At 47.6% G+C, this 19,288-nt stretch carries 18 protein-coding genes, 1 tRNA gene and 2 riboswitches; of the genes, 17 read left to right on the top strand and 2 right to left on the bottom strand.

Going from position 1 to position 19,288, the window contains the following annotated elements:
• Window positions 1-1,496 precede the first annotated feature (1,496 nt).
• Genes AC4PME_RS02805 through AC4PME_RS02830 form a run of 6 tightly spaced genes read left to right on the top strand, consistent with a single transcriptional unit; the run spans window position 1,497 to window position 6,476 of the window.
• Window positions 1,497-2,261, top strand: coding sequence for a DUF3450 domain-containing protein (locus AC4PME_RS02805; protein WP_119503338.1), 765 nt, complete (start codon window positions 1,497-1,499; stop codon window positions 2,259-2,261).
• A 6-nt stretch (window positions 2,262-2,267) separates the two neighbouring features.
• Window positions 2,268-3,626: a MotA/TolQ/ExbB proton channel family protein gene (locus AC4PME_RS02810; protein WP_490708554.1), complete on the top strand. Its 1,359-nt coding sequence runs from the start codon at window positions 2,268-2,270 to the stop codon at window positions 3,624-3,626.
• Window position 3,627: 1 nt separating this feature from the next.
• On the top strand, window positions 3,628-4,152 hold the full coding sequence (locus AC4PME_RS02815) for a MotA/TolQ/ExbB proton channel family protein (RefSeq protein WP_119500641.1): 525 nt from the start codon (window positions 3,628-3,630) through the stop codon (window positions 4,150-4,152).
• A gap of 11 nt (window positions 4,153-4,163) precedes the next feature.
• A complete protein-coding gene (locus AC4PME_RS02820; protein ID WP_119500642.1) occupies window positions 4,164-4,562 on the top strand; it encodes an ExbD/TolR family protein in 399 nt (132 codons plus the stop codon).
• 1 nt (window position 4,563) lies between these two features.
• A complete protein-coding gene (locus AC4PME_RS02825) occupies window positions 4,564-5,175 on the top strand; it encodes an energy transducer TonB (protein WP_119500643.1) in 612 nt (203 codons plus the stop codon).
• Between the two features lie 2 nt (window positions 5,176-5,177).
• Entirely contained in the window at window positions 5,178-6,476 is a 1,299-nt protein-coding gene (locus tag AC4PME_RS02830) for a tetratricopeptide repeat protein (protein WP_490708555.1), read from the top strand.
• A gap of 93 nt (window positions 6,477-6,569) precedes the next feature.
• Here AC4PME_RS02830 and AC4PME_RS02835 read toward each other — a convergent pair whose 3' ends face one another.
• Window positions 6,570-8,603: a tRNA(Met) cytidine acetyltransferase TmcA domain-containing protein gene (locus AC4PME_RS02835; protein ID WP_491046610.1), complete on the bottom strand. Its 2,034-nt coding sequence runs from the start codon at window positions 8,601-8,603 to the stop codon at window positions 6,570-6,572.
• A 60-nt stretch (window positions 8,604-8,663) separates the two neighbouring features.
• Between AC4PME_RS02835 and AC4PME_RS02840 the strand changes: the two genes are divergently transcribed.
• The gene (locus AC4PME_RS02840; RefSeq protein ID WP_491046609.1) at window positions 8,664-9,083 is read left to right on the top strand and encodes an acyl-CoA thioesterase; all 420 of its coding nucleotides are present in this window, start codon (window positions 8,664-8,666) and stop codon (window positions 9,081-9,083) included.
• A gap of 59 nt (window positions 9,084-9,142) precedes the next feature.
• Here AC4PME_RS02840 and AC4PME_RS02845 read toward each other — a convergent pair whose 3' ends face one another.
• Window positions 9,143-10,927, bottom strand: a complete 1,785-nt coding sequence (locus AC4PME_RS02845) for a helix-turn-helix domain-containing protein (RefSeq protein ID WP_491046608.1) — start codon at window positions 10,925-10,927, stop codon at window positions 9,143-9,145.
• A gap of 187 nt (window positions 10,928-11,114) precedes the next feature.
• Window positions 11,115-11,196, top strand: a riboswitch (cyclic di-GMP riboswitch).
• Window positions 11,197-11,241: 45 nt separating this feature from the next.
• Here AC4PME_RS02845 and AC4PME_RS02850 point away from each other — a divergent pair.
• From AC4PME_RS02850 to prfC, 10 genes are all read left to right on the top strand, one after another.
• The gene (locus tag AC4PME_RS02850) at window positions 11,242-11,922 is read left to right on the top strand and encodes a hypothetical protein (RefSeq protein ID WP_119500647.1); all 681 of its coding nucleotides are present in this window, start codon (window positions 11,242-11,244) and stop codon (window positions 11,920-11,922) included.
• Between the two features lie 123 nt (window positions 11,923-12,045).
• A riboswitch (TPP riboswitch) is annotated at window positions 12,046-12,148 on the top strand.
• Between the two features lie 57 nt (window positions 12,149-12,205).
• Window positions 12,206-14,260 carry a TonB-dependent receptor gene (locus AC4PME_RS02855; RefSeq protein WP_119503340.1) on the top strand — a complete coding sequence of 685 codons (2,055 nt, stop codon included), beginning with the start codon at window positions 12,206-12,208 and terminating at the stop codon, window positions 14,258-14,260.
• Window positions 14,261-14,269: 9 nt separating this feature from the next.
• A complete protein-coding gene (locus tag AC4PME_RS02860; RefSeq protein WP_119500648.1) occupies window positions 14,270-14,539 on the top strand; it encodes a hypothetical protein in 270 nt (89 codons plus the stop codon).
• On the top strand, window positions 14,532-15,152 hold the full coding sequence (pnuC, locus tag AC4PME_RS02865) for a nicotinamide riboside transporter PnuC (RefSeq protein ID WP_119500649.1): 621 nt from the start codon (window positions 14,532-14,534) through the stop codon (window positions 15,150-15,152). Before AC4PME_RS02860 ends, pnuC begins: the two co-directional genes overlap by 8 nt.
• Complete coding sequence (locus tag AC4PME_RS02870) at window positions 15,130-15,957, top strand: phosphotransferase (protein ID WP_491046473.1); 828 nt, start codon at window positions 15,130-15,132, stop codon at window positions 15,955-15,957. Before pnuC ends, AC4PME_RS02870 begins: the two co-directional genes overlap by 23 nt.
• Before the next feature lie 124 nt (window positions 15,958-16,081).
• Window positions 16,082-16,158, top strand: a tRNA-Trp gene (locus AC4PME_RS02875).
• 62 nt (window positions 16,159-16,220) lie between these two features.
• Window positions 16,221-16,724, top strand: coding sequence for a hypothetical protein (locus AC4PME_RS02880; protein ID WP_119500651.1), 504 nt, complete (start codon window positions 16,221-16,223; stop codon window positions 16,722-16,724).
• Window positions 16,725-16,727: 3 nt separating this feature from the next.
• Complete coding sequence (gene rimI / locus AC4PME_RS02885) at window positions 16,728-17,180, top strand: ribosomal protein S18-alanine N-acetyltransferase (protein ID WP_119503341.1); 453 nt, start codon at window positions 16,728-16,730, stop codon at window positions 17,178-17,180.
• 143 nt (window positions 17,181-17,323) lie between these two features.
• A complete protein-coding gene (locus AC4PME_RS02890) occupies window positions 17,324-17,497 on the top strand; it encodes a hypothetical protein (RefSeq protein ID WP_491046472.1) in 174 nt (57 codons plus the stop codon).
• A 186-nt stretch (window positions 17,498-17,683) separates the two neighbouring features.
• Entirely contained in the window at window positions 17,684-19,267 is a 1,584-nt protein-coding gene (gene prfC, locus AC4PME_RS02895; RefSeq protein WP_474844718.1) for a peptide chain release factor 3, read from the top strand.
• The last annotated feature ends 21 nt before the right edge of the window (window positions 19,268-19,288 follow it).

The following is a 19,288-nucleotide window of genomic DNA, read 5'->3' on the forward strand; positions in this document are numbered from 1 at the left end:
CATTTCTAACTGGAGACAACCCACTATTTGAAACATGATTGCGTTTTGGACTGTTGAATCCCTCTATGGAAAGAAATATATCTGCCCATTCATCGGCACGTGTCGGGTAGATTAATCTCTTTATCCGACCCTTTCTAAGTAATAAGGGGAAGCTTTTAGCAACTGCATGTCATGACAATTACCTTTTTACCCATACTGGCTTTCAGATTGGGCTCGTCCAGGAAGGAAAAGCAGTCTGACGAGGTATACTTTAATCCCTAATAAGAGTGAGTAATTCCTTCTGCGGTGATTGAGACGCCAAATTGTCATGAGCAATATATCAATGACCATGTCAGCTTTTTAACTACTCCTTAATTGTCCAGCCAACTATTCGCCGTGAGAACAGATTGATAATACGGTAAGGGCATAATCAGCCTACTTATGTACGGAAAAATGTATAATTAGTTATCCAAAAACTATCTGCTTATCGACTGTAAATTCGTGGATCGAGAATATGTTTGCCACCCTTATGAACTCCGGGCAGCTTTTTACCCGAGTACAGCGCGGATACTGGCCTCTCTAATTAATCGATGAACGCGATTCTTACCGTATGTCGCACCATGACTTTTCAAATCGATAGTGATATTGGTAACCATAGATACTACCTCTTTTAAGCAAGGACCGTTTGGTGGTAATTGGCAGTCTCTAGCGAGCACATTGAACGGCTCTATAGCCAGTCATATAAACAGCTGCGCCCGATTTTAAGAACCTGGCGCATGACCTTAAATGGATAGTTCGGCAGATGCTCCATTACGAACGTGTGCTTTTCCTAGACTCGCTGGCAAATCACACGGCGTCTTTCTTAATATATACCGCGACCTGTCGGAGCGCGTGTTGACTCTGCTCGAAAAAGAATGCTATTCAGCGTCTTTACTACGTAGGAAAACGTGCGGTGAGTGGTTGAAAATTGGCCATGAATAACCGAAGTTAGCTTGTAGCTTATTTGTAACACTTGAGAAAAAATGCCGGAGTTAAAACAAAAAAACTGCTCTAAACGGCCTCTTTCTCCAGAAAAGTAAGAAAACAGAGCAAAGTTACAATAACTGAATAACGTTTTATTAACGTCAAATCCTGAAACGCTTTAAACACGGGTATTTTGATCGGGGAGGCTGTATTAAGGAAAAAGCGATATCCGACAACATTTATCGCAATTTTACGCCTTTTTATCTACAAAGGAGGGCAAAATATGCCGGTTTTCACAAGTTATTCTGGTAAGACCATTGCAAAATTGGTTATTCAGTAATCGTTCAGTCATTTTAAAATGCGGTGTTAAGACTGTGTTACTTGACTCATTCTATTAATCCGTGTGAGTATTAGAGTTCGTAGTGTTGGCGTTTTACGACAATCACTACCTTCCTTAAAAACATTGATAAAGTTTTTACGCCCCTGGCTCGAACATATTTTTATGTATCGCGCGAGGATTCAAATAAGAAATTTGGTTGGGAACTATGTCCAAGATGAGCAAGAGAACTCTTATTGCTTCTACTGTGATCGGTGCTTTCGCACTAACTGGTAGTGCAGCTGTCTCTGCAGTGGAGCTATCCGATCTTCAAAAAGAAGACGCGAAGATTCAGGCTGCTGCAGCGAAATCTCAAGAAAAAATCAACACGCTGTTCGAACAGTCTCAAGAACTACTTGTTGAATACCGTCAAGTTGTAGATCAAACAGAAAACCTGAAAATCTACAATGACTACATCGCTAGCCTGGTTGCTGACCAGCAACGTGGTATCGATTCTTTGCAACGTCAAATCGACAGCATTGAAGCAACTAAGCAGGGCATCGTTCCTCTTATGTTCCGCATGATCGATAGCCTTGAAAAATTCATCGAGCTGGATACGCCTATCCACCTGGAAGAGCGTCGCGAACGTGTTCAACGTCTTCGTGACCTGATGGCTAACTCTAACGTAACGGTTTCTGAGCAGTTCCGTCAGGTAATTGAAGCCTATCTGGTAGAAGTTGAGTACGGTACGAAGATGTCTTCTTATCAGGGTACTATTGAAGCTGATGGCGCGGAACAGACTGTTGATTTCTTCAACTTGGGTCGTACTGCACTGCTGGCTCTGTCTCTTGACCAGACACATGCCTGGGTATGGAACAACGATGCCCGTTCATGGGAAAAATTAGGTGACGAATACCTGGCCTCTACTGTTAATGCAGTAAAAATGGCTCAGGGAACTATTCCACCTGATCTGATCAAGTTACCAATCAAAGCAGCGGAGTAAGCGTTAATGAAACCAGTATTCAAATCTCTTGTAGCCGCTGCAACATTAGCAGTGGTAGCTTCCGGTGCGCAGGCACAAGAAGCAGTGAGCCTGCAGGATCTACTGGAGCAGGTTAAGCAAAACCGTGTCTCTGAATCTCGCATTAACCAGCAGCGTGAAGCAGAATTCCAATCTGCACGTGCTGATAAGCAAGCATTGCTGAAAAAAGCCCAATCTGACCTGACTGCAGAGCAGAATCGTGGTGACCGTTTAGCAAAACAATTCTCTGACAACGAAACTACGTTGAACGACAAAGCTGCTGAGCTGGACCAGGCAACTGGTACACTGGGCGAAATGTTCGGTGTTGTTCGTCAGGCTTCTTCTGAAGCATTCGGACGTATTTCTACGTCTATCGTAAGTGCACAGTATCCTGGCCGTGACGATTTCCTGGCAGAAATGTCAGAAGAATCTAAAGGTCTGCCAAACATCAGTGAACTGGAAGATCTGTGGTTTGCTCTGCAAACTGAAATGACTCAGTCTGGCGAAGTTGTTCGTTTCAACACTGAAGTTGTGAGCCTTGAAGGTGGTTCTTCTGAGCAGGAAGTTGTGCGTGTAGGTGCATTCAACCTGATCAGTGATCAAGGTTACCTGGCTTACGATGCAGAAAATGAAGTTGTTCAGCCTCTGGGTCGTCAACCTGACGGTTACCTGGTTGCGTCTGCAAAAGACCTGGTTAACGCTACTTCTGGCCTTGTAGCTTTCAACGCTGACCCTTCTCAAGGTGCAATCCTTGGTCTGTTGAAGCAAAAAGCGACAATGTCTGAGCGCTACCATGCAGGTGGTGTTGTTGGTTATGTAATCACTGGTATGTTGGTTATCGGTCTGTTAATCGGCGTATTCAAGATGATTCAGCTGGGTGCAGTTGGTGCGAAAATTAAATCGCAACAGAAAAACCCAGGCAATCCTTCTACCAGCAACCCTCTGGGTCGTATCCTGACAGTTTACAAAGAAAACAAAACTGTTGATGCAGAAAGCCTTGAACTGAAACTGGACGAAGCAATTCTGAAAGAATTACCGACTATCGAAAGCGGTATCAACGTAATCAAGATTTTCGCTGCAATCGCACCTCTGCTGGGTCTGTTAGGTACAGTACTTGGTATGATCGCGACGTTCCAGACGATTACATTGTTCGGTACTGGTGACCCTCGTATGATGGCAGGTAGTATCTCGATGGCACTTGTAACTACTGCTCAGGGTATTATCGCGGCTCTGCCTCTGATCCTTACTCACAGCATTGTAGCTTCACGCAGCAAGTCTATCGTTCACATCCTGGACGAGCAAACAGCGGGTATCATCGCTGCTCACTCAGAGTCGGAGAAGGCGTAATATGATTTACCTGATTGGATTATGGGAATCTGTCAGGGATTTTATCGCTACCGGTGGTGACGTACTTTATTTCGTCGCCCTCGCGCTCTTTCTCATGTGGGTACTTATGATTGAGCGCTACTGGTATATGACTTCAGTGTTTCCAAAGGTGAAGAAAGACATCATCGCCAAATGGGACGCTCGTAGTGATACTACCTCTTGGTATGCGCATAGAATCCGTGACGCATGGATTTCTCAGGCGTCAGATGATCTGGACGCCAGGATGCTAATCATTCGCACGTTAGTGGCAATGTGTCCACTAATCGGTCTGCTGGGTACAGTTACCGGTATGATTACAGTGTTTGAGACTATGGCAACGCAGGGAACCAGTAATGCACGTTTGATGGCATCTGGTATCTCAATGGCAACAATCCCGACAATGGCGGGTATGGTTGCGGCATTGTCCGGACTATTCATTAGTTCTCGTCTCGAAGCTAAAGCGAAGATGGCAAAAGAAGGCTTAGTTGATAGCCTGCCACATCACTAGAGAGAACGATTATGGCTCGAAAAGTCAGAACCGAAGAGGAAGATGCAGCAATTGATATGACGCCGATGCTCGACATCGTGTTCATCATGCTTATCTTCTTCATCGTTACTACTGTTTTCGTTAAAGAAGCAGGCATTGAAGTTAACAAGCCTGAGGCGAGCCAAGCGTTTCTTCACAAAAATGCCAACATTTTCATCGCTGTAACTGAAGATGGAACTGTATGGTTAGATAAACGTGAAGTCGCTGTGGACACCGTAAGGGCTAATTTAGAGCGATTACTTACAGAGCAGCCAACGGATTATGTATTTATCCAGGCTGACGTCAAAGCCAAGCATGGTATCGTAGTCAAGGTTATGGACCAGGTTAAAGCCGCAGGCATTGACCGTATATCGGTAGCGGCAAGGGGTTAAGATGGTAAGGATAATCGTTTCTATATTATTAGGTGCGTTAGTTGCCTTTGGTCTGTTTGTTGTGATGGCAAAGCTCATTGAGAACTCTGCCAGACCTGCAGACGAGGTACCGGAAGCACCAGTTATTGATATCGTGATGCAGGAGCCGGATGATGAGACGCAAACGCGTACGCGTAAGCCACCTCCGCCTCCGCCGCCACCCCAGCAGCCACCAAAAGTTCAACCTGTTGAACCGGAAGCTGCTGAACCAAACACAGATGGTTTCAGTCTGGCAATTCCGTCAGTTGATACCGGTGGTGTTGGTGTAGATATTGGCGGTGTTGGTGCGATGCAACGCGATGGTGACGCTACACCAATCGTGCGTATCGATCCTAAGTATCCACCTGATGCTGCCCGTGATGGCCGTGAAGGTTGGGTAAAACTGCAGTTCACTATTAATGAACAGGGTGGTGTTGATGACATCAGTGTTATCGATGCAGATCCTAAGCGTATCTTCGACCGTGAAGCGCGTCGCGCGCTGAGCAAGTGGAAGTACAAGCCAAAAATTGTTGACGGTAAAGCGGTTAAGCAAGAAGGCATGTTCGTTCAACTGGACTTTAAACTGGAGCAATGATCATGAAACTACGTACATTTAAAATGTCCGCCGTTGCTTTGGTCATGGGTATTGGTGCTGCGATTGCAGCGCCAATGGCCGCAGCGCAAACAGCGCCTGCAGCGGCTAAACCTTCTGGCCCTGTACTGTGTCCTGGCTATGTCAAGGGTAAAACTACTCTTGTTGGCGAGCGTACCGGTAAGAAAGTTCAGGCTGCTTTTGAAGCCTACAATGAAGACCGTGTACAGGAAGCTATCGATATCCTTAAAGAAGTCGATCCAAGTGATGACTTTGATAAGGCATACGTAAACCGCTTCCTGGGTAACCTGATTGCGTCTCAGGAAGGTAAGGGTGCAGAAGCATTCGGTTACCTTCAATCAGCAGTACAAACAAAAGTACTGAATGACCTTGAGCACGCAGGCACGCTGAAGTTACTTGGTGACTTAAGCATGCAGGAACAAAAGTTCGACGACGCTGTTAAGTACTATGACAAGTGGATGGACTTTACCTGTAAAGAAGATGCTCAGGTTTACACACGTAAAGCACAAGCATTGTATGAGCAGAAGAAGTTTAGCCAGGTTGCAGCAACTGCTGACAAAGCTATCAAACTGAATTCTGAAGCTGGCAAGCCAGACAAGAACCCTTATCTGTTGAAACTTTCTGCTTTCTTTGAAGACAAAAAGTATCCTGAAACAGTAAGTGTTGCTGAAGTGCTTGTTAACATGTTCCCTGAGAATCCAACTTACTGGGTTCAGTTGGGCAGCTTCTACATGATGGTTGAACGTTTTGATAAAGCTGTACAAACTCTGGATATCGCTTACACGGCGGGTTATCTCGAGAAAGACAGCCAAATCAAACAGCTTGCTTCTCTGTATGCAAATGCGGGTAATCCACATAAGTCTGCTGAACTACTGTCTAAGTATGTTAAGAGCGGCCTGCTGAAGAAAGATGCGGAGATGTATGCAAACATCGCCAACTCTTATCACCAGGCGAAGGACTATAAAGATGCGGCCAGTTATTACGGCAAAGCTGCAGAAGTCGATAGTGATCCTGAATATTATCGTAAGCAGGGTACTTTGTTACTCGTAGCTGAAGATTATAAAGGTGCTATCAAAGCTCTGAACAATGCTCTGGAACGTGGTGCTGAAGATCCCGCTAAGATTCACTTCTCATTAATGGAAGCGAACTTCTATATCGGTAACTACAAAGCAGCTTACGACCACATTCAGATTGCTAAGAAAGATAAGTCTTTACGCAGAAATGCGATGGCGTGGGAACCTTATATTAAAGATAAGGCTAAAAACCGCGGCATTAAGATTTAATGCTTAATTAGAATTAAAAAACCCTGCGACAGCAGGGTTTTTTGTTTTCAGTACTTCTCATTTTAATTTTCATATCTGGCTCACAACCTGATTTCAAACCTGACCACCGTCATGCCCCGACGACAGAAGTTGTTCACACCGGCGTCTGAGATCATTAACCATCTCTTTCTTACCTTGCAGGCCTGTGCGGTCCGCTAACTGCTTCAAAGACTCCCCTGCAGACAAATTGCGAAGTATTGATGCTAATTCGATATCAGAGTCGGAATGGGCTTTATCAGCCAGTTGGGTTAAATAATTCAGCGAGGAATAAAGATGATCGATACTCCGGCTGCCTTCAACGAACTGGCGAACCCTCAATAAATGGCGCTTACGCAGAAGCGGGGGGAGCTCATTGTTTTCTTCCAGTGCCAAAAGCTGATCGATGGCTTCTTCTGCCCTCTGAGAGACCGGATTGACGACCAGTGCACTGATCAATCCTGATGCTTTGTCCGGTTTACTGCCCCGTTTTACAATTGTAAAACCATTAGTTACCCAGAATCTCAATAACTGGTCATCAGCACCAAACGATGATGTGAGCAAATCAGCACCTCCAGTCTGGCAGGTGAAAACAATTTGCTTGAGTAATTTTGACCCGAGACCTTTTGACTGCCAGTCAGGACTTACTGCAATGCGGTTAATCCGCCTTATTTTCATGGATGCAAAATTAGCATCAGTGCTCATCAAAGCCAGACTCTGTGCCGTCAGATGACCCTTTACACGACGTTTTCCTTCTGCAATATGCTCCGTGAGGGCTACCGGCGCAATGCTGCCTTCATGCTCTACTACTGCGGCAGCAATAATCTTGCCTTTCACAGTAAGAAGGTGGAAGTTGTTTTGAGGAGAGTCTGTCAGTCTTAACATGTCATCGGGACTACTCTGGTAATGCGCAACAGTAAGCATTTCCAGTACCTGGCGGAGTGTAGACGGTTGCATGTCTTTTGCCTGCAGGACACGGTGCTCCGGTGAAACAGGTTCCCGCGGGTCGCCCGGTTCTTCATGGCTCAGCGGTTGTCTGAATGTCAGGTTCGATACCAGAGTTTCCAACTGGTCGCCTCCGCGCCATCGTACAGGCTCTGACAGCTTTCTCACCGGAATATTGTGAGGCTGGAGAAACTTGGTTCTGAATCCTTGTCCACTGCCTTCATAACCGTCTGTAGTAGAGCTTAAGATAACAAACGCAGGTGTTGATAATAAGCGCTGTAGCAGCGGCAGTGGCAGCGCTGCAGCTTCGTCTATGACAAGAACATCAATGTTATCTTCGGATAACAGCGGGTTGTCCGTAGCCATCCACTGCGCTCTGTTTCCGCTTTCGCATTCCGAGGACGCGAGTAATCCTGAGACAGAGGCTTGCGAATACGCTGTAACAGCTACATTTAACTCCAGTTTCAGAAAGTGGGCGATAATTTTACCGGATAAAAATGACTTTCCTCTGCCTCTGGCTGCCTCAATACAAACACACTTGTAAGTGCTGCAGTCATCCTGCGTGATCTTGTCAAACACCTTCTGCTGGGTAGCGGTCAGTCTGTCAGACTCAGATATGCGGGAAACTTCCACAGCCTGCGGGGAGGGCAAGTACACGCTGTCCCGGCTGACCATGCCCGTCTCCGGAGTGTCTGTTAAAGGGCGCAGAATCTTATCTATATATACACTGCTATTCAGTGTTTGTCCGTAGCTTAAAAAATAGGGGCGGGTAACCGACGGATGAGAGTGCCAGGTATCTGATGGCGGTGTCAGAAGTATTAGTGTTCCGGATACTTTTACTGTACCGGCCAGAGCCGTCAGCACAGATGGCCTGAATTGCTCAGAGAAGTCGATGATGACAATGTCATACTCACTGCCTAAACACTGCCGGTACAAATTGAGTGGCGTGGTCTTCGCTATCCTGGTCTTTGCTATATCAGCAAGCCTGGCGTTAAGTTCGCCGGCAATGCAAAAAGAAATATCTTCAGGCAGTGATGAGAGTATGTCTTCAACTGTGGTGGCATGGTGATGCTTATCGCCATGGATCACTAGTCTTTGCCGGTGATAATCGCTGGTATTACAAAACAAGGGTGCTGTAAGCCAGTCAGTCACAGTTGTCTGAGCCATTTGATATCATTTCACGTATAATCCAGCCGCTATTTTATCTATTGTTTACGAGGAATTCGAATGCGCTTTTTATCCCGCCGGCTTGTCATGCCCAATGATCTTAACTACGCCAATGCTTTATTTGGTGGCCGGGCGATGGAATGGATTGACGAGGAAGCGGCAATTTTCGCGATTTGTCAGCTGGAAACAAATTGTCTGGTCACTAAGCATATTGGTGAAATCACGTTTGAATCCCCGGCATTACAGGGCGATATCGTGGAGTTTGGTCTGGAAACTAAATCGGTGGGGCGTACGTCGATTACGGTAACATGTCTGGTGAGAAACAAAGCGACCAAGAAAACCATATGTCTCGCTGATGATATTGTTTTTGTAACTCTCGATCCGGATTCCCGTACTCCGACGCCCCATGGTAAAACGATGGAGATATTGAAAGAACAAACAGAGGCTGAAATCCGCAGCCTGAATCTGAATGCAGAATAAACGGTTAAAGCCGCCTGCTCACAAGTTCTGATGCGGGTAAGCGGCACTGATCATAGATATCAGGCCGCTGAAACCCGCCAGCTCGTCACGATCTCTTCCAGCATCTCACTTTGCACCTTAGTCAGCGTATCCTGACTGTATTCAGGTGTTTCCTGTGAATTCAGCAGATTGAATGCGATGGTATGACACAGTGTGATCTGACCCGTCAGGCTGTCAGAATTTCCATTTTCGTCGTTGCTGCACAGTTTCCACAATTGCTGATTCACTGCACTGTTAAAACCCCATCTCAGTAACATTAATGATGTGGCACCATACAGGCAAACGCCGTATTCATCATTGATACGGTTAAGGAAAACGTCAAATGAAGCGCTTTCATCCCAGTGAGTGACTGCGCCGTCGGAAAACAGACATTCGTCGTGAAAAATTAGAAACAGGGATAACGTGCCAAACAGTAAAAGCTGTTTGACCTGCTCAGTTTGGTCTTCGTTTAAGCGGTTGAAACCGAACAGGCGCTGAAAGATAGTCAGGCTCAGCAGCATCGCATCAGTGAGCAGGTTAACTTTTTCAAACCGGCATTGAGAGGTTAGCAACTGCTGCGCTGCGAAAATTACAGCAAGATTCCGGATATTGCCTAGCCCGAGATTCCGGCCGATTGCCTGTTCAAGATTTTTGGGTACAGAGCCATAAACCGCTCTGCTGGCCTTGCTCATAACGTGGGCCTGAAAAATTGGATCTTTTTCAATCAGTGAGACCACATCTGCCAGCGTCATTGTTTCACAGTCCATATTCAGCAGAGTCTGAATTGAATTGGGCAGGGGAGGCAGGTTCTCCACCACATTAATGAGATTACCGTTACCTTTTTGAAAACGCAGGCGGTTGCCAAGCTGGCGTAGCTGTCCTGCACTGATCCCGGCATGTTCCTTAAAACTGCGCTCAAAGGATCGGCGGTCAGAGAAGCCAAGGTGGGCGGCGGTGTCTTCCGTTTTTTCGCCACTGAGTAACCGGTGACATGACTGGTCATGAATGTACTCTTTGAGTAATGCGCTGAAAGAAATGGACTCTTGCCTTAACTGGCGACGAAACGCGGACTCCGTTTGACCTAGTTGCGTTGCTACCCATTCCGAACGGATCCTTGCCGGGCTCGGGGCTTTGAGAAATGCTTCTTTAACCTGCTGCTTTAACGGCAAATCATTGCTGGTGTCGAGGTTTCCCGCCAGCATTTTTTTAATCGACTGAGAATAGTAAAATGATGCCTGTTTACACCATTTATTATCGAAAACAAGGCATACAACAACTCCCTCATGTCTGATATCACCGCTGCTGACCGGCCTTAATAAGCTGACCGGTTGTTCGCCGGATGGCGGTAAGGTGACCGTTGTGAAGTCGAATTTTCTGCCGGCCAGGTGACGGCACAAAGCGAGGAGGAAATAACAGCGGAATTCGGTAAGAACAGGATGTGATGATGGCTGAAACCGGAGACAGGTTTCATTTCCGTCAGTTTTTACTGTCAGTGCCGCACTGTTACCCAGAATATAGTGGTAGTGTTTTCCCAGTACATGGAGTGCGTCATCAATATGCTTACTGGCCGTGAGATACACCACCAGATTACTCATTTTGTTGAAATCAAAATAGCCAATCAGGGAGCGGCCAATTGTCTCATATTCGTTGGCAGGACAAAGAGAGTGAAGAATAGACGCCAGTCCGTCATCGTCCATTTTCTCATTTTCTATTTGTGTGACGCTTTCGAGCATCGTTGTGTCATATTCGTTATCAAGTCCGTTATCCCTTCTCAGACTCAATAAAGCGCGGATGACTGCCGACCAGAAAAAACCGTGATACTGCACGTTTGCTCCCTATACCGGATCCCTTCAGTCAAGGATATAAGAATTACCTGTGGCTTGACAGAAAAAGGGTGAATTTTGTGTTGGTACAAATTTGTACCGGATTTCGTTCAGAAGTGTCCTTTTTTACTTGCGGGCCTCTCCCTATCATTACAACCGTCGACTCATTGGTGGAAACGTCACTTCCACAGAGTAGATTCGCCAAACCTGTCGTGAGGCAGGGACGGAAAGCCACGGGTCTTATACCGCCATAAGACAGCCGGGTTGCAGTGAAGTTGTTTAACTATTTTCAGGCACACACTGCTCAAGGAACATAAATGAAATTTAGCATCAAAACTGCAGCCCTGCTAACCGGCTTCTGTGCGGCATTCACGGCTAACGCCAACATTATCAGCAGCTACGATATCGACTTCGCTGCCCAGACTCTGACTGCACATCAACAAAGCGGCACGTCTAACTACGGAACCTGGACAAACAATGGCAGTGTACTGAACCTGCGCGAAAACAGCTGGTTCACACTGAACCTGGATGATGCTTTCGGGATCCAGAGCCTGGATTTAGATAATTCTGCTTCAGATATTTTGTTGTCATTTGAATTTCGTATGACGCCGGGCAACAACAATACTAATGCAAACCCTTACTCTGAGATTGGCGGGATCTGGCTGGCAGATTTCTCTGCCGGTGAACAGAATAACGATGCCAGCCGCACGTTTGCTCTGGGTGGCACACAGAATTTCGGTCTGGATGACTTTACTTATACCAACGAACCAGCCTGGGAAACCTTCTCTATTACTCTGGATGATTACATGTCAGGACTTATTACCGACATCGTATTCATTAACGATTGTGATGCAGCCAGTGGTTGTGGAGATATGAAGGTTCGCTTCCGGAATGCCTCTATTACAGAAGTCAGTGAGCCAACCGCCATGTCACTGATCCTTCTGGGAATAGGGTTTATGGGATGGCGCACAAGACGCCAGAATCAGAAGGTCGCCTGATCTTCATTGCCCGCCACGTCACATCGCGGGCTTTTTTATTGCTTTTTCGGGGCTGCCGGCAACTTGACTAAGTCACTGAAGTTGTTAGACTGCCCTCGCTTAATTTGCGGACTCCGCAATAAGCATTAGGCCAAGGGGTGCCGTCTTTACGGCTGAGATCCATTCCATGGGAACCCTTAAACCTGATCCGGATAATACCGGCGTAGGGATGGTGATAAAAGCAATCTGAAAACCTCAATACCTGCCGTAAAGCCGGATCTTTTTGATGATTAAAGAGATCCTAATGAAAAAAAACGCAATTCTTCTCGCACTACTTGCACTTCCTGCCTTTGCTGATGACACTGCAGACATCGAACGTATTACCGTCAGTGGTGATTTCCGCACAGCGACTCTCGATCAACTCAGTGCCAGCGCTTCTGTGTTATCAGGCAACCGCCTGGACAGCCGTCAGGCTACCTATATTGACAATGTATTAAGTATTGCGCCGAATGTGAATTTTGCGGCCGGAGCATCCCGTGGACGTTTTATTCAGATCCGGGGGATTGGTGAGCGCAGCCAGTTTGCTGAACCGATTAATCCTTCAGTCAGTTTCCTGGTCGACGATTTTGATTTCTCCGGTCTTGCTGCAGCAGGTGTACTTTTTGATACACAGCAGGTAGAAGTTTACCGCGGACCACAGGCGACAGTATTCGGAACCGGTGCTCTGGCCGGTGCGGTTAAGATTGTCAGCAATGCTCCTTCAGAAGAGAGTGAGAGTCATTTTGAATTGTCTGTGGGAAACAAATCTTTCTTCCGCGCTGAAGGTGCTCATGGCGGACAAGCGTCTGATTCTCTGGCCTGGCGTGCAGCGTTTGTGCACAACAGCAGTGACGGTTTTATTGAAAATGACTTTTTGGGTGCCGACGATACCAACGGGATTCATGAGAATGCAGTAAGGCTGGGAACACTGTGGGATGTGACTGACAAAACATCCGTTGCGGTGGATTTCCGCTGGTACGATATCAATAACGGTTACGATGCTTTCTCACTGGATAACAACCGCCACACGTTGTCGGATGAACCCGGCTTTGATGAGCAGGAAACCAAAGCGGTCAGTGCACATATCAATCATGAAACCGCCGGTGGTTTGCTGGAAATCATTGCGACTATGGCCGGTCATGATATCGCTTACGGCTACGACGAAGACTGGACCTACACTGGTTTTCACCCCTGGGGCTATACATCCTTTGATGCATATTACCGGGATGTTTCCCAACAATCTGCCGAGGTGCGTTTTACTTCTGCTGAAGATAAAAAAATCTTCAATGACACCACGACCTGGGTTATCGGTGGCCGCATCAATCAGAGTGAACAGGATTTACTGCGCCAGTATACCTATGCTGACGGCGACTTTATCAGTACCTTCGAACCGCAGACAACAGCGGTTTACGGTCAGCTTGATACTCAGCTGACTCCGTCTTTATTGCTGACGTCCGCCCTGCGTGTTGAAAATTACGCCTATGATTATGCTGATAATGCGCAGGTGGTGTACGACGATGACACGACCATGACCGGCGGCAAACTGGCACTGACCTGGGATATGGGAGGGGACTACCTGTATGCCAGCGTATCCAGAGGTTACAAAGGTGCCGGCATTAACTATGATGAACAGGTCAGCCGGGAGCGCCGTTTCTTTGATGCGGAATACAACTGGAACTATGAAGCAGGCTACAAAGGCAAACTGTTTGTTCCTGAGTTGACTGCCCGCGCAGCAGTTTTCTTCATGGAACGGGAAGATACCCAAATCAGCGATTTTGATGTTCAGGAACGTGAAGACGGTTCTGCCGCCTTTATCGATATCACGGCGAATGCCGATGTGGGCACAAATAAAGGGGCAGAACTGGAGCTTTCCTGGCAGGCAACGTCATCCTGGACAGTGCAGGCCAGCGCGGGTTACCTCAGTGCCACCTTTGAAGGTTACGAGACTGCCGACGGTGAATATGTCAGTAAGCAGCGTCAGGCTCAGGCACCTAAATATACAGCGAACCTGTTCAGTGAGTTGTGGCTGACTGATTCTCTGGTATGGCGCGCTGATATGGACTTTAAAGACGAATACCGCTTCTCTGATGGCCATGATGAAACAGCACCGGCCACAACGTTGTACAACACTGATATTACCTGGGTAAAAGGCATGTTGCGCACCACACTGTGGGTAAAGAACGTGTTTGATAAAACCTGGTACACCCGCGGTTTCGGTGGATTCAGTAACGATCCCCGTGATTACTATGAGTTTGCTGAACCTTATTATCAGTTGGGTGATGGCAGACAGTTCGGCGTCACAGCCCGTTTTCAATTTTAAGGAATCTCTATGCAGGTCATGGTTGAGCTATCTCTGTATCCTCTGGTGAATGAGTACATTCCACCCATAAAGTCGTTTATTGACAGACTGAACAGTTACGACACCCTTGATGTGACGACCTGTTCTACCAGTACACAGGTCACCGGCGAGTATGCCGACGTTATGGCGGTACTGGGAAAAGAAATGCAGCGCACCCATGAAGAAGTCGGGCAGGCCATTTTTGTGGCCAAGTTTCTGAACTTCGATGTGATGCAGGCCCGTAAGGATCAGGATGACTGATTTCATCCCGCATTTCTTTGAACAGATAGCCGCGACATCACTGGCCGAGTGGGTTGCTGTAGTGCTGGCACTGGCCTATGTCTGGCTGGCTGCCAGGCAAAACCGCTGGTGCTGGCTGTGTGCATTTATCAGTACGGCTATTTATACCTGGCTCTTCTGGCAGGTTACACTGCCATTTCAGGCCATCCTGAATCTGTATTACATGATGATGGCCGGATACGGGTATTATCAGTGGAACCGTCAGGCTGCCGGCGACGACCGGGTGCATTCCTGGCCATGGTATACCCATGCCATGCTGGTGCCGGGACTTCTCCTGATCGCCTGGGGCTTATCCTTCTGGGCACAGGGGCAGTTCAACAGCGAACACCTGCTACTCGATGCAAGTATACAGGTGGTCAGTGTGGTGACTACCGTGATGGTGGCCCATAAGGTTTTACAGAACTGGTTGTACTGGATAGTAATCAATCTGGCTTCAGCTTACCTTTACGCCCAAAGCGGCCTGATGTTGTCGGCGTGTCTGTTTCTGGGATATGTCGGATTTGCCGTATTTGGTTATGCACAATGGCTGAAACAATGGAAGATGCAGGAACATGACGCCCGCGCTTATCGTTAAAGCGTTAGCAGAGCCGTTGAAGCTTAGCGGTAATGCAATCTGTGAATCACGGCAGGGCGGGGATGTGAATCGTCTGTTCAATATCACTGACGGTGAGCGTGAGTTCGCTGTTAAGTGGTCTGCCGGTGAGAGTTTTACCGGTGTAAACAAACATGCTCAGTTTACGCTTCAGCATAGCCTGTTCCGTCAGGGCATTGCGCCTGAACCTCTGTGGCTGAGTCCTGACTGCACGCTGTGGGCAGAACGCTGGGTCACCACGGATGCGGAACCGGCGAACAACGCAAACAGTGAAGACAGTATCATCCTGCTCGCCTTTGCGTTACACACCATTCACTGCACAGCTATTGACGCGCCACCTCTGTGTCTTGAGCCCAGACTGGTGCGCTATTTTGAAAGTGCAGATCTTGAGAGCAGTCATCCCCTGGCTGAAGCATTGAGAAACGTGATTGATTCCGGTGATGCACAGCAGCCGCCTGCTGAACAGGCGGTGCTTTGTCACAACGATCTGTCTTTGCCGCACATTGTGAGAACCGGAGCCGGTGGCGCTAAACCCGTTATCGTAGACTGGGAATATGCTGCCAGCGGCAATCGTTATTTTGATGTGGCATCCTGTGCTGCGATTAATCAGTTAAATGACGAAGCCGCTTTGCGCTTGTATAAACACTACGCCGCTTTAAGCGGGGCCGCTGAAGAGAAGGTCATCTTTGCCTGTGAACAGCAACGCCGGGTGGTGAATGTCACTGCTGCACTCTGGCAGGCAGCACTGGAAACCACTAACCGGCAGAAGGTGAGTGAACCGGAGTAACAGCCATGCTGTGCGCTTTTTGTGCGTATTGTGCGAATGCCAGGCAAAGGCACTGGTTTTGCTGTTTTTTTGCCACAAAAAGGCTTTACCTTTGTTAATGCATACGTATAATGCACAGCGCGCTAGGGGTGTAGTTCGAATTGGTAGAACAGCGGTCTCCAAAACCGATGGTTGGGGGTTCGAGTCCCTCCACCCCTGCCACTTTTCCTCTGAGTAAGTTATAGTGTTCCTACTTTCTTCCACTCAAAAGTAAATCCATTTTCATGACGTCCGGTTTAAATCCTTATCAAATTGCTGTTCTTCAGGAAATGGGTATCTGTGTATGGCAATCTCAGGCTGTATCACAGACTCAGGCAACATCTGCTGCCGGTAACAGTCACACTGCTGAACTAACGCCTTCCGGCGCTGCCGTTCCATCTCAGTCTTCTGTTCAACCCGCCGCAAGTGGTCAGGCACGCATTGCGCAGCTTCGTTCCATGCTGGGGAATAAACAGGATAAAAAACCATCTGCCCCGGAAAAAGTGCAGGACGATGAAGCAAAACCGGCATCACCGGCGGTTGAAACCATTGATCCCCGCAGCTTCGGAGCTGCCGGACAGGACATATTACAGGCGTTGTCTCTTTTTTACGATGCAAAGTCTGTTCGCTGGCAATTTGGTTCAGAGTTGTCCCTGAAAAATAATATTCTTTCATTACCTTATAAAACTGCGCCATCAGACGCTGCGGAAAAGCGCCGTCTGTGGCAGGTCATTTGTGCCGGTCAGTAAGTGATGCCGTCGTTCACACTCCAGCCACTTTCTGACACTCTGATCAATGACGCCCATGCTATTCATCAGCAGGCCACTTATAATCCCTGGTCCTTATCTACCTTTGCGGACTGTCTTACACCGCCCTATGCAGGTTTGGCAGCACTTAACAGTGAGCTTAAGCTCACCGGTTACGCCGTGATATTACTGGTTGCCGGCGAAGCCACGTTAATGGACATTGCAGTTGCTGTTTCTGACCGGGGGCAGGGGGCCGGAAAACAGTTATTAGACGGTGTGATTGCATGGTGCCGGCAACAACAGGCTGAGTCACTGTGGCTCGAGGTAAGAGCCGGAAACCTCAAAGCCATTTCACTGTACGAAAAAGCCGGTTTTGAAGACATTGAAGTGCGTAAAAATTACTACCCTTGTGATGGCGGTAAAGAAGACGCGCGGATAATGCGTATGTTGCTGGTATAGGGCGTCAGCGATTATACCCGGCGGTTGTATCCTACAGAGTAAACCATCTCCCGGTGAGAAAAATAATCTGAAATCTCATCCAAAATCCTCTCTTCACGTATAATTAACAAAAGTGTGTTTTGTTCAATTAGCAGGTGAATATGATGGCTGACAGCAATAAAAAAGCCCGTGAACATGAACGGGAAATCACGCTGGCGGAAGAAGACTTTCGTCATGACGAAGAAGAATTCGACTCCGTCGCCGGGGAAGAGGATCCCGGGGCTGCATTAGAAGAGCTGGTGGAATACGATAAATCCATACCGGAGAAGAAAAAGTAAGACCTCCGGAGTACAAACTTTCTGCCTGCCGGTGCAAATGCGCCGGCGGATTTGCACCGTAGAGAAAAGGGCGGCAATTTTTCTCAATTCTGGTATCATGCGCGCCAATTTTTGAAATTCAAGGTGGCGCCGCCCGCAAGCTCTGAACCCGCGTCTACCCTCACACAGTGACAGATCAGAATATCCATGAGTAACCTAACCAGCGAAATCAGCAAACGCCGTACGTTTGCGATTATCAGTCACCCCGATGCGGGTAAAACCACCATTACTGAAAAGGTCCTTTTGTTCGGACAAGCTTTGCAAAAAGCCGGTACCGTGAAAGGGAAGAAGTCCGGTCAGCATGCCAAATCTGACTGGATGGAAATGGAAAAAGAGCGGGGGATCTCGGTCACGACCTCGGTCATGCAGTTCCCTTACCGTGAAAATCTGGTGAACCTGCTGGATACGCCGGGACACGAAGACTTCTCTGAAGATACCTACCGCACACTGACTGCCGTTGACTCCTGTCTGATGGTTATCGATGCCGCAAAAGGTGTTGAGGATCGTACCCGTAAGCTGATGGAAGTTACCCGCCTGCGCGATACGCCTATTATTACCTTCATGAACAAGCTTGACCGCGATATCCGCGACCCGCTGGAGTTGCTTGATGAAGTTGAAAACGAGCTGAAAATCCTGTGCGCGCCGGTGACCTGGCCAATTGGCTGCGGTAAAGAATTCAAAGGTGTTTATCACCTGCACCGTGATGAAGTGATTTTGTATAAATCCGGTCTGGGTCACATGATTCAGGATGTACGCATTATTAAAGGTTTGGATAATCCGGAACTTGAAACAGCTATTGGCAGCGGTTTGCTGGAAACATTGAAAGACGAACTGGAGCTGGTTCAGGGGGCGTCTAACGAGTTTGATCAGGAACTGTTCCTTGAAGGGGAACTGACACCGGTATTTTTTGGTACTGCACTGGGTAACTTTGGTGTTGACCATATGCTGGATGGTCTGGTTGAGTGGGCACCTGCGCCGCAGGGACGCCAGACAGAAGACGGTGAAATCAGTGCTGATGCGCCTGAGTTCAGTGGTTTCGTATTTAAGATCCAGGCAAATATGGATCCTAAACACCGCGACCGTATTGCCTTCTGCCGCATTGTTTCCGGAAAATACGAGAAGGGCATGAAAATGCGTCATTCACGTATTAATAAAGACGTCCGTATTTCTGACGCGCTGACCTTCCTGGCCGGTGACCGGGAACTTCTGGAAGAAGCCTATGCCGGCGATATTATTGGTTTGCACAATCACGGGACTATCCGCATCGGTGATACGTTCACGTCCGGCAATAATTTCCGCTTTACCGGTATTCCTAACTTTGCGCCGGAACTGTTTAAGCGTATCCGCCTGAAAGATCCGCTGAAGCAAAAACAATTGCTTAAGGGACTGATACAGTTATCTGAAGAAGGGGCTGTGCAGGTTTTCCGTCCTCTGATCAACAATGACCTGATCGTCGGTGCGGTAGGTGTACTGCAGTTTGATGTGGTTGTGGCCCGCTTAAAAGCGGAATATAACGTAGATGCAATCTACGAACATATCAGTGTGAGTACAGCCCGCTGGGTATACAGTAAAGATGCGAAAAAGCTGGATGAGTTCCGCCGTAAAGCTGAACAAAACCTGGCACTGGATGGCGGTGACAATCTGGCCTACATTGCACCCACTATGGTGAATCTGCAACTGGCTAAAGAGCGTTACCCGGATATCGAATTCAAAGAAACCCGCGAACATTAAGAACAGACAGAAGACGAAGAA

This window comes from Alteromonas sp. (assembly GCF_984505615.1).

What these genes read in the sequence shown, in the direction of transcription:
- AC4PME_RS02870 (WP_491046473.1), top strand. Translation starts at nt 15,130, where the DNA reads ATGACGCCCGCGCTTATCGTTAAAGCGTTAGCAGAGCCGTTGAAGCTT.
- pnuC (WP_119500649.1), top strand. Translation starts at nt 14,532, where the DNA reads ATGACTGATTTCATCCCGCATTTCTTTGAACAGATAGCCGCGACATCA.
- AC4PME_RS02840 (WP_491046609.1), top strand. Translation starts at nt 8,664, where the DNA reads ATGCGCTTTTTATCCCGCCGGCTTGTCATGCCCAATGATCTTAACTAC.
- prfC (WP_474844718.1), top strand. Translation starts at nt 17,684, where the DNA reads ATGAGTAACCTAACCAGCGAAATCAGCAAACGCCGTACGTTTGCGATT.
- AC4PME_RS02850 (WP_119500647.1), top strand. Translation starts at nt 11,242, where the DNA reads ATGAAATTTAGCATCAAAACTGCAGCCCTGCTAACCGGCTTCTGTGCG.
- AC4PME_RS02805 (WP_119503338.1), top strand. Translation starts at nt 1,497, where the DNA reads ATGAGCAAGAGAACTCTTATTGCTTCTACTGTGATCGGTGCTTTCGCA.
- AC4PME_RS02810 (WP_490708554.1), top strand. Translation starts at nt 2,268, where the DNA reads ATGAAACCAGTATTCAAATCTCTTGTAGCCGCTGCAACATTAGCAGTG.
- AC4PME_RS02825 (WP_119500643.1), top strand. Translation starts at nt 4,564, where the DNA reads ATGGTAAGGATAATCGTTTCTATATTATTAGGTGCGTTAGTTGCCTTT.
- AC4PME_RS02880 (WP_119500651.1), top strand. Translation starts at nt 16,221, where the DNA reads ATGACGTCCGGTTTAAATCCTTATCAAATTGCTGTTCTTCAGGAAATG.
- AC4PME_RS02855 (WP_119503340.1), top strand. Translation starts at nt 12,206, where the DNA reads ATGAAAAAAAACGCAATTCTTCTCGCACTACTTGCACTTCCTGCCTTT.
- AC4PME_RS02830 (WP_490708555.1), top strand. Translation starts at nt 5,178, where the DNA reads ATGAAACTACGTACATTTAAAATGTCCGCCGTTGCTTTGGTCATGGGT.
- AC4PME_RS02820 (WP_119500642.1), top strand. Translation starts at nt 4,164, where the DNA reads ATGGCTCGAAAAGTCAGAACCGAAGAGGAAGATGCAGCAATTGATATG.
- rimI (WP_119503341.1), top strand. Translation starts at nt 16,728, where the DNA reads ATGCCGTCGTTCACACTCCAGCCACTTTCTGACACTCTGATCAATGAC.
- AC4PME_RS02815 (WP_119500641.1), top strand. Translation starts at nt 3,628, where the DNA reads ATGATTTACCTGATTGGATTATGGGAATCTGTCAGGGATTTTATCGCT.
- AC4PME_RS02860 (WP_119500648.1), top strand. Translation starts at nt 14,270, where the DNA reads ATGCAGGTCATGGTTGAGCTATCTCTGTATCCTCTGGTGAATGAGTAC.
- AC4PME_RS02890 (WP_491046472.1), top strand. Translation starts at nt 17,324, where the DNA reads ATGGCTGACAGCAATAAAAAAGCCCGTGAACATGAACGGGAAATCACG.
- AC4PME_RS02835 (WP_491046610.1), bottom strand. Translation starts at nt 8,603, where the DNA reads ATGGCTCAGACAACTGTGACTGACTGGCTTACAGCACCCTTGTTTTGT.